At 59.4% G+C, this 9,595-nt stretch carries 8 protein-coding genes; 4 read left to right on the forward strand and 4 right to left on the reverse strand.

What is annotated here, in order from left to right; all coding sequences use genetic code 11:
* Positions 1–155: 155 nt before the first annotated feature.
* From LAT62_RS14770 to LAT62_RS14785, 4 genes are all read right to left on the reverse strand, one after another.
* Complete coding sequence (locus LAT62_RS14770) at positions 156–2,723, reverse strand: FAD-dependent oxidoreductase (protein WP_293385644.1); 2,568 nt, start codon at positions 2,721–2,723, stop codon at positions 156–158.
* Positions 2,724–2,759: 36 nt separating this feature from the next.
* Positions 2,760–3,695 (reverse strand): FAD-binding protein, encoded by a 936-nt coding sequence (locus tag LAT62_RS14775; protein WP_293385647.1) that lies wholly within the window; start codon positions 3,693–3,695, stop codon positions 2,760–2,762.
* Entirely contained in the window at positions 3,695–4,444 is a 750-nt protein-coding gene (locus LAT62_RS14780) for an electron transfer flavoprotein subunit beta/FixA family protein (protein ID WP_293385650.1), read from the reverse strand. Before LAT62_RS14780 ends, LAT62_RS14775 begins: the two co-directional genes overlap by 1 nt.
* Before the next feature lie 170 nt (positions 4,445–4,614).
* Positions 4,615–5,796, reverse strand: coding sequence for a GlxA family transcriptional regulator (locus tag LAT62_RS14785; protein WP_293385653.1), 1,182 nt, complete (start codon positions 5,794–5,796; stop codon positions 4,615–4,617).
* 293 nt (positions 5,797–6,089) lie between these two features.
* Here LAT62_RS14785 and ilvY point away from each other — a divergent pair, with 293 nt between their 5' ends.
* From ilvY to LAT62_RS14805, 4 genes are read left to right on the forward strand one after another with little or no spacing between them, the layout of a single operon-like run.
* Positions 6,090–7,004, forward strand: coding sequence for an HTH-type transcriptional activator IlvY (gene ilvY / locus LAT62_RS14790; RefSeq protein WP_293385656.1), 915 nt, complete (start codon positions 6,090–6,092; stop codon positions 7,002–7,004).
* Entirely contained in the window at positions 6,997–7,797 is an 801-nt protein-coding gene (pssA, locus tag LAT62_RS14795) for a CDP-diacylglycerol--serine O-phosphatidyltransferase (RefSeq protein ID WP_293385659.1), read from the forward strand. The genes ilvY and pssA overlap by 8 nt, the downstream gene beginning before the upstream one ends.
* Positions 7,798–7,851: 54 nt before the next feature.
* Positions 7,852–8,814 (forward strand): protein-methionine-sulfoxide reductase catalytic subunit MsrP, encoded by a 963-nt coding sequence (gene msrP / locus LAT62_RS14800; protein ID WP_293385662.1) that lies wholly within the window; start codon positions 7,852–7,854, stop codon positions 8,812–8,814.
* Positions 8,814–9,458 carry a sulfite oxidase heme-binding subunit YedZ gene (locus LAT62_RS14805; protein WP_293385665.1) on the forward strand — a complete coding sequence of 215 codons (645 nt, stop codon included), beginning with the start codon at positions 8,814–8,816 and terminating at the stop codon, positions 9,456–9,458. The genes msrP and LAT62_RS14805 overlap by 1 nt, the downstream gene beginning before the upstream one ends.
* The last annotated feature ends 137 nt before the right edge of the window (positions 9,459–9,595 follow it).

A 9,595-nucleotide genomic window follows, 5' to 3' on the forward strand; every position in this document is an offset into this window, starting at 1 on the left:
ATGTCTGAGCGACAGCGAGTTGTGGCCCGCCCGACCGGGACCAGTGAGCGGCGGATTCAAGGCGCCACTGTTTGCGGTCTGTTGCCCTGACCCGCTGATAGCACGGACCACGACGGGGCATGCTTCAATCCCCTGCCTCGACGACCGGGGTTCACCTATGACCGCGGCTTCTCGTTCTCCGGATCGTACAGCGGCTTGTAGCCCACGCCTTCGATGCGCACCCGGTACTGCTCGTGGAAGTACTCGATCAGCAGTTCACGGCCTTCTTCGGCATAGCTTTTCGGTATGTAGCCCAGGCAGATGTTCTTGCCGACACTGGGCCCGTAGACAATGCTGGTGGTGTAGGAGCGGCGGCCCTTGTCATCCACCAGCACCTCACCGGACTCCGGATCCATGATCGGGCAGGCGCCCACCGGATAGCGGGCCACACCCTGTGCATCCGTATTGTCCATCATGGTCATGGTGCACAGATAGGCAGACTGACGCTCCAGCTCCCGCTGTGCCAAATAGGCGGCCTTGCCATGGAAGTCTGCCGCCTTGACCTTGGGTCGGGCCAGCCCGGCCTCGTAAAGATTGTATTCGGTCAGCAGATCCGCATTCTGCAGGCGCAGGCTCTTCTCGAGACGACGACTGTTGGCATAGGTTTCAATGCCCACCGGTGTGACGCCCAGATCATGAATCAGATCCCAAAGCGCCAGGCCGTAAGCGAATGGCACATGCAGCTCCCAGCCCTGCTCGCCGACGTAGGAAATACGGAAAGCAGAGACCGGAATGCCCTTGAGGGTGAGCGTTTTCCAGTGAGCAAACGGGAAGTTCTCATTTGACCAGGCATCTGGCTGATCGGCTACCTTTTCTAGGGTGGCGCGGGCATTGGGGCCCCAAACGCCCAGACAAGCCCATTGCTCGGTCAGATCCTGGATCCAGACACTGTCCAGCCCCCGGTCTTCCGCCATGCGCTGCATCCAGACATAATCGCGGTTGCCGGCGTCGGCGCCATCGATCATGCGGTAGTGGGTCTGCCCCAGGCGGATAATGGTCAGGTCGGCACGCACACCGCCTTCACTGTCCAGAAAGTGCGTATAAACCCCTTTGCCAATGGGGGTATCAGCACCCACCTTAGCCACACTGAGATATTCCAGCAGGGCCTCGGCATCGTTGCCAAATACATCATAAACTGCAAAGTGGGAGAGGTTGATCATGCCCACATCGTCAGACAGCGCCAGATGCTCGGCATTGGATACGCGCCAGAAGTGTCGGTTGTCCCATTCGTTCTGCCGTTCCGGCACCCGGTCGGCATACTTTTCCAGCAGGTGTTCGTTGCTCGCATAGCCGTGCGCCCGTTCCCAGCCGCCCAGTTCCATGAAGTGGCCACCCAACGCCTCTTCGCGCGGCCAGAAGGGGCTGCGCCGGATGCCCCGCGCATGCGAATAGGGTTCACGATTGTGCACAGCCGGATTGTAGATCTTGAAGGCGGACTCGTAACAGCGTTCGGTAATGTAGTGTTCGGTCTTCTGGAAGTCGTAGAAGCGGGATACATCGATGCTGTGATGGTCGATGTGGGTGCGGCCGTCTGTCATCCAGTCGGCCACAAGCTTGCCCATACCCGGACCGTCCTTTACCCAGACCGAAACCGCATACCACAGGCCACGCACCTTGACCGACTCGCCAATCGAGGGGCCGTTGTCGGTAGTGACCTGAAGCAGTCCGTTGAAGGAGCGCTTTTCGTCATAACCGAGCTCACCCAGAATGGGTGTCAGCTCCATGGCCCGTTCCAGCGGCTCCATGATCTGTTCCATGTCCAGATCGCGCTGCGAGGGTGACAACCGAGCCTGCTCCTTTTCCAGCAGATCGCGCGGATGGACCAGGCGCGGAGCGTTCTCTTCATAGTAGCCCCATTCGATCTGGCCGCCTTCCGAGGTCTTGGGGTCGCCGGTGTCGCGCATGTAGGCGGAGTTGCCCTGGTCACGCAGCAGGGGGTATCCGATTTCCTTGCCGGTTTCGGCAAATTCGTCGTAAGGCCCGAAGTAGACCAACGGGTGGTCCACCGGCATCACGGGCAGGTCTTCGCCTGCCATCTCGGCTATCAGGCGACCCCAGAGCCCGGCGCACACCACCACATGTTTGGCAGCGATATAACCCCGATGCGTTTCCACACCCACAATGCGGCCGTCCTGAATGTCGAGCCGAGTCGCGGGGGTGTTGGCGAAGCTCTTGAGGTGTCCGGCCTGTTCGGCCTTCTCGATCAGTTCACCAGCGACCGTCTGTGAGCGGGGCTTGACCAGCCCGGCGTCAGGGTCCCACATGGCGCCCTGGATCATGTCTTCTTCCAGCAACGGAAACTTCTCTTTTGCCTCGGCGGCACTGATCAGGCTGACATTGGTACCAAAGGCCTTGCCTGAAGCGACCTTACGCTTCAGTTCGTCCATCCGTCCGTCATCACCGACGCGGGCGACTTCAAGACCGCCAATGCGTTCGTAATGGCCCATTTTGGTGAAAAAGTCGGCACTGTAGGTTGCAGTCCAGCAGGTCAACTGGTCGTGAGCGGTCATGTAACAGAAGTCTGATGCATGCGCTGTCGAGCCGATGTCCGTGGGAATGCCCGACTTGTCGATACCGACAATATTGCTCCAGCCGCGCTCGACCAGGTGATGTGCCACCGATGCTCCGACGATGCCACCGAGGCCAACAATGACCACGTCTGCACTTTGGGGAAACTCAGCCATGAGGAATTCTCCGCCTTTTCAAGATATTCATTCGTTTCAGGGTGCCAGTGCATCTCTGAATTCGTCTACTGCGGTGAACAGGTCAGCTTCAAGGCCATAGTCGGCAACCTGAAAAATGGGTGCCTCCGGGTCCTTGTTGATGGCCACGATCACCTTGGATTCTTTCATGCCCGCGAGGTGCTGAATGGCGCCGGAAATACCGACGGCCACATAAAGCTCGGGCGCAACCACCTTGCCGGTCTGTCCCACCTGAAAATCATTGGGCACATAGCCGGCATCGACCGCAGCGCGGCTCGCACCGACAGCGCCACCCAGCGCCTTGGCCAGCCCTTCGATCAGGCTGAAGTTGTCAGCCGAGCCGACCCCGCGTCCACCGGAGACCACCACTCTGGCGCTGGCCAGTTCCGGGCCTTCGCTGGCATGCAGTTCTGAGCCCAGGTAGCGGGCAAGCCCCGCATCCTGACCGGCATCCAGCGGCTCGACAGAGGCATTGCCCCCGTCTGCCGCGACCGCATCGAAGGCAGTCGCACGCACAGTGATGACCTTGATCGGGTCGGACGACTGCACGGTCGCCAGGGCATTGCCGGCATAGATCGGCCGCACGAAGGTATCCGGAGACACGACCCGGACGATTTCGGAAATCTGCTGAACGCCCAGGCGGGCCGCTACGCGGGGCAGAATGTTCTTGGCGGCCGGCGTCGCCGCAGCCAGCACACAGGAATAGTCGCGCGCCAGGTTTTCGAGCAGCGGCGCAACATTCTCCGCCAGTTGCTGGCCCAGGTGCTCGGCATCGGCTAGAAAGACGCGATTGACTCCGGGGATGCCCGCCGCCGAATCGGCCACAGGGCCACAGTCATGGCCAGTGACCAGCAGATCAATGGGCTCGCCAATGACCTGTGCGCATGCAATCGCAGACCGGGTGGCGGGGGTTACGGTGCTGCCGTCATGGTCGGCATATACGAGAATGCTCATCAGATCACCTTGGCTTCTTGCTGCAGTTTTTCAACCAGTTCAGCGACACTGTTTACCCGGGCACCACCGACGCGGGCCGGTGGTTCTTCGACTTTCAGCACAGAGAGACCGGTGCTGATATCGACCGCCAACTCCTCAGGTGTCAGCCCTTCGATGGGTTTCTTCTTGGCCTTCATGATGTCGGGCAGCTTCGGATAGCGCGGTTCGTTCAGGCGCAGATCAACCGTCACGACGGCGGGCAGTGGCAGCGCCAGGCGCTCATGACCGGAATCCACTTCCCGGGTGACCAGCACTTCACCTTCTCCGGGCTCCAGAGCCGAGATGAAGGTGCCCTGAGCCCAGCCCTGCAGGGCTGCCAGCATCTGGCCGACCTGGTTGGCGTCATCATCAATGGCCTGTTTTCCCATCAGCACCAGATCCGGCTGCTCGCGATCGCAGATGGCGACCAGCAAGCGGGCAACGGCGAGTGGCTGAATGTCTGCGGGTGTGTCGATATGCAGGGCTCGGTCAGCACCCATAGCCAGCGCTGTGCGCAGTTGCTGCTGAGCCGCTTCGGGGCCCGCAGTGACGGCCACTACTTCACTCGCCTGACCGGACTCCTTGAGGCGCATAGCTGCCTCAAGCGCGATCTCGTCAAACGGGTTGAGTGCCATCTTGACGTTCTCGGTGTCGACACCGGAGCCATCACTTTTCACGCGAACCTTGACGTAGGCGTCTATCACCCGCTTAACCGGGACCACTATCTTCATGACTTTTCTGCCCGTGTTCATGTCTGGAATGATTGAAGTCGAGTATAGAAAGGGGGCAGTGTGTCGGATTCACTGGAAACGACAGTCACAGGTCCAATATCGGCAGTCGCTCCGGGGCCATAAAAAAGGCCGCAGGAATGCGGCCAGTGATAACACTCTCAATTGCGTATTCAGGAGCCTGTTGATTTGCGTCCGCTGCCGGCCAGCGGCATGGCCATGAAGTTGACCGCGCCGTAGCTGGGCTCGGCCTGTGCCGCCTGCAGCGCCCGCGCCGACCGGCTGGGCGTCAGGAAGTCGATATCCAGACCCTCGCCACTGGCCTGCACTTCTTTCAGTGCCCAGACTGCTGCACGCTCTTCCTTCGGCGAGCGACCGGTGTATTTGCGATAACAGCGGCTGAAGTGCGGCGGTGACACGAAGCCGCACATGGAGGAAATTTCGATGATCGACCGCGTGGTCTGCTTGAGCAGCTGGCGCGCCCGATCCAGTCGCAGTTTCAGATAATAGCGCGAAGGCGTGCAGCCCAGGTGCTTGAGGAAAAGACGCTCCAGCTTGCGGCGGGAGACGCCGACAAAGTGCGCCAGTTCGTCGAGCTCTATGGGCTCCTCGATATTGTTCTCCATCAATTCGGTGATTTCGGCCAGTTTGGGCTGTTCCGACGTCAGCAGGCGGCGCAGCGGCACGCGCTGCTGTTCGGTATCGGCACGCACACGGTCGTAGACGAACATGTCACAGATGCCACTGGTCAGCGCGGTGCCATGATGTCGGGTCACCACGGTCAGCATCATGTCGAGGGGCGCGCCGCCACCGGTGCAGGTAATGCGATCGCGGTCCACGGTATACAACTGTGTTGTGCAGTTGACCTTCGGGAACTGCTCTTGCAGGGCCGCCAGGCACTCCCAGTGGGCGCTGCAGGAGTAGCCGTCAAGAACGCCGGCCATGGCCAGCACGTAGCTGCCGGTGCAGACGGCGCCAAGGGTGACTTTACGTCGGCTCATGGCGCGCAGCCAGGCCAGTTGCTTCTGGTTGAAGCTGCGCGTGATGTTGACGCCGCCGACAACAATCACCAGATCAAAATCACAGGGCTCGGACAGTGAACTGTCGGCGCCAATGGAAATGCCGTCACTGGCACTGACCGGCTCGCCGCTGGCCGACAGCAACTGCCAGCTGTAGAGTTCTTTCCCCGACAACTGGTTGGCCATGCGCAAAGGCTCAATGGAAGAGGCCAGCGCAAACAGGGTAAAATTGTCCACCAGCAGAAAACCGACCTTGAAGGTACGAGGCGTTTCCGAGGACCCGGAGCTGTGCCCTGAAGCGGGGGCTGAGGAGGTGTTTTTCTGCTGTCCGGTCATGGTGGTCCTACCCTAGTCTAAACCCGCATCGTTATCGTGGTTATATAGTTCACAGTAGCGCCATCTTCGGGTGGCTATTTGTCTCTCAGCGACAGTGCGGGGCGCTATCAGCACTGTTCACGACATTGTATGCCTGTTTTTTGATCAACAACAGGGGGGCGTCATAAGCGATTGCAATGACTGTCATGGAGTCGGAAAATCGAAGCTCTGCCAAGCGGTGAAAAAGGCCCTGAAAACGGCCTGTCATTGAGTGGTTGCATCCAGAGACCTGAACTTTCTGTTACTCTGCCAGCATGGATATACGAACCCTGCGTGCGTTTATGGTTCTGGCTCAGGTTCTGCACTTCGGCAGGGCCAGTGAGCGACTGCACGTCAGCCCGTCAACGCTCAGTCGCATGATCGCTCGCCTTGAAGATGAGCTGGGCGTTGTGTTGTTCGAGCGCGACAACCGAACTGTGCGGCTCACCCCTGACGGCCAGAATACACGCCTGCATGCCGAGCGCATGCTCCAGGAGTGGGACAGTTTGCAGGCCAGTCTTGAACAGGCGCCAAGAGCGCTACGTGGAGAAATCAGGCTGTACTGTTCAGTCACCGCCAGCTACGGGCTGCTGATCAATTTGCTGCAGCGCTTTCGTGCCCGTCATCCCAGAGTCGATGTGGTGGTGGATACCGGTGACGCAGCGCACGCCATTGACAAGGTTCTGGCCGATGAGACCGATGTGGCGATAGCACCGCGACCTGATCGACTGCCACCGACCATTGCGTTCGATACCTTCGCGCATTCGGCGTTGTGTTTCATCGGGCCGGTGATCGATTCGCCGGTTACCCGAATGCTGGCAGGGAAGGATACCCCATGGGCCGAGGTACCCTTTGTGGTGCCGGAGCATGGTCTGGCCCGCCATCGACTGTATCAGTGGTTTGCGCAACGCAATGAACGGCCGAGTGTCTATGCTCAGGTTGGCGGCCACGAAGCTATTGTTTCGATGGTAGCGCTGGGCCTGGGTGTTGGCGTGGTGCCCGAGCTGGTACTGACCCACAGCCCCATGCAGGACAAGGTGCAGGTGTTGCCCGTGCAGCCTGAACTGGCGCCCTTTCACATCGGCCTCTGTGCGTTGCGCAGGCGCCTGCAGGACCCTATAGTGCAAGCGTTCTGGCAATGTTGTCCGGAACTGGAACCCGAGAGCAAAGAGAAGACGGATTATGTTTGAACCCGAGAAGTCGGAAGAAACACAGAAAGACAGCGTGGCGATGACGCCGGAAACCCGCAAGACAAGGCGCACTGTTTATCTGGTTCCGAACCTGCTGACTACAACCGCGCTGTTCGCCGGTTTTTATGCGATTGTGGCTGCCATCAACGGCAACTTTAGCAATGCCGCCGTGGGCATCTTCGTCGCCATGGTTTTTGATGGGCTGGATGGCCGGGTGGCACGCCTGACCCACACGCAAAGTGAATTCGGGGCCAATTACGATTCGATGTCTGACCTGATTGCCTTTGGCCTGGCGCCGGCGCTGGTGGCCTTTCTCTGGTCTCTTGAAAGCATGAATCAGATCGGCTGGGGTGCGGCCTTTGTCTATACCGCCGCGGCCGCTTTACGCCTTGCACGCTTCAATGTGCAGTTGGGCAGTGTGGACAAGAAGTACTTTATCGGTCTGGCGAGTCCGGCCGCGGCAGCCATGGTTGCGGGTACGATATGGGCCTTCAATGAAATGGGCTTCCAGGGAGAAGAACTTGCCTGGCTGATGGTGGTACTGGTGCCGGGGTTGGGCTGCCTGATGGTCAGCAATATCCGGTACTACAGTTTCAAGGACATCGGCTTGCGCGGCAGCATACCCTTTACTGCCGTGCTACTGGTTATCCTGGCGTTTGTGGTGGTTGCCGTGGATCCGCCTATTGTGCTGTTGCTGCTGTTTATAGGCTATGCGGCTTCCGGGCCGGTCATGGAGATCTGGCGGCGAATGAAAAGACGCAGTCAAACCGAAACGGAAACGGAACAGGATTGATCCGACTCGGTCGAAGGGCGTATTACCAATGACACCCGAACAGGCAGAAAGTGTATGGCTGAGCGTCTCACTGAAAATGATGTCACTCCAAAGCAAATCTACCTGCGGCGCAGAGAGTTCATGGCAGGGGGTGCTGCCATGCTCGGTGCAATGACCGTCGGGCGGCAGGCTCTCGCTGATCCGGCCGGCTGGATGCGCGGCAAGATCGACGAAGGGTTTGCCACCACTATCGCTACAGATGAACAGATTACGCCGTTTGAAGATGCGTCCACCTACAACAACTATTTCGAGTTTGGTACGGGCAAATCCGACCCGGTTCGCCGCTCGGGCGATTTTCAGGTTGACCCCTGGTCGGTAGAGATCGCCGGGCATTGCCGGAACCCCGGAACCTATGCGCTGGAAGATCTGGTGCAGCCCAAGGATCTCGAAGAGCGCATCTATCGCCTGCGGTGCGTGGAGGCCTGGTCGATGGTGATTCCTTGGCTGGGCTTCCCGCTGGCCAGTCTGATCGAGCGCATGGACCCGACCAGTGATGCGAAGTATGTCCGCTTTGAAACCCTGTATGATCCTGATCAGTACCCCGACCAGCGTGCCTGGTTTCCGGCCATGGATTACCCTTATGTAGAGGGCTTGAGAATGGATGAAGCCATGCATCCGCTGACCCTGATGGCGGTTGGCATGTATGGCGAAGCGCTGCCGAACCAGAACGGCGCTCCGATGCGTCTGGTGGTGCCCTGGAAATACGGCTTCAAGAGCATCAAGGCCATCGTGAAAATCGAATTCACCAGCGAGCAGCCGGAAAACAGCTGGGCTGTGATGCAGCCGCGTGAATATGGCTTCTATGCCAATGTGAACCCGAATGTGAACCATCCACGCTGGAGTCAGGCGACCGAGCGTCGTCTGCCGTCCTCTGGACTGCAGGCCAACCGCATTCCTACCCGCATGTTCAATGGGTATGAAGAGGAAGTAGCCCACCTCTATGAGGGTATGGATCTGACCCGCCATCGCAATATCTGATGGTGGGCAGTCTCTCGCTTCCAACGCCAGTGCGCCGATCACTGGTGCATCTGCTTTGTGCGCTGCCTCTGGTCTACTGGGGCTGGCAGACTTTACTCACGGCTCAGGGTCAATTTACCCCCATCAGTACCGACCCCGGTGCTGTGCTGGCCGACAAGACCGGCTTCTGGGCCATCTCACTCCTGCTGGCAAGTCTGGCGCTGACGCCTCTGCAGCGTCTGTTTCGGCTGCGCTGGGTGAAATATCGGCGTGCTGTCGGCTTGTGGGCATTCGTCTATGTGCTGCTGCACATCGTCGTCTTCTATACCCTGATTCTCGGCCAGGATCTGGCAGAGTTCTGGCAGGAAGTGGTGGAGCGGCCCTACATTCTGGTCGGTGCTCTGGCTAGTCTCTTGCTGCTGCCCCTGGCGCTGACGTCGACCCAGGCCGCCATGCGCCAATTGAAAAAGCGCTGGCAGCAGGTGCACTACCTGGTCTACCCCGCGGCCATTCTGGCCGTAATTCACCAGCTCTGGCAGGTCAAGAGCTTCGAACTGGTGGCGATCATCCACACCCTGGTACTGGTTTCCCTGCTCGGCATCCGGGTTTACTGGTGGCTCGGCAAGCGCAACGCCCGACGGCCTAAGTTCTCGAGTCAGGCCTAGCCACCAGCGCCAACGTTCCCTGTAGGAGCGCACCCCGTGCGCGTTTATAGATTTATGCCCAATGGCCCGACCGGTCAGCAATCCGCGAACAGTGGTGCCTTGTTTCCGGCTGTTGCTTGCCCCCGTCGGGCGGGCCA

Origin of the sequence: Natronospirillum sp. (assembly GCF_022565775.1) — a bacterium.
In the GTDB taxonomy this organism is placed as follows: Bacteria; Pseudomonadota; Gammaproteobacteria; order Pseudomonadales; family Natronospirillaceae; genus Natronospirillum.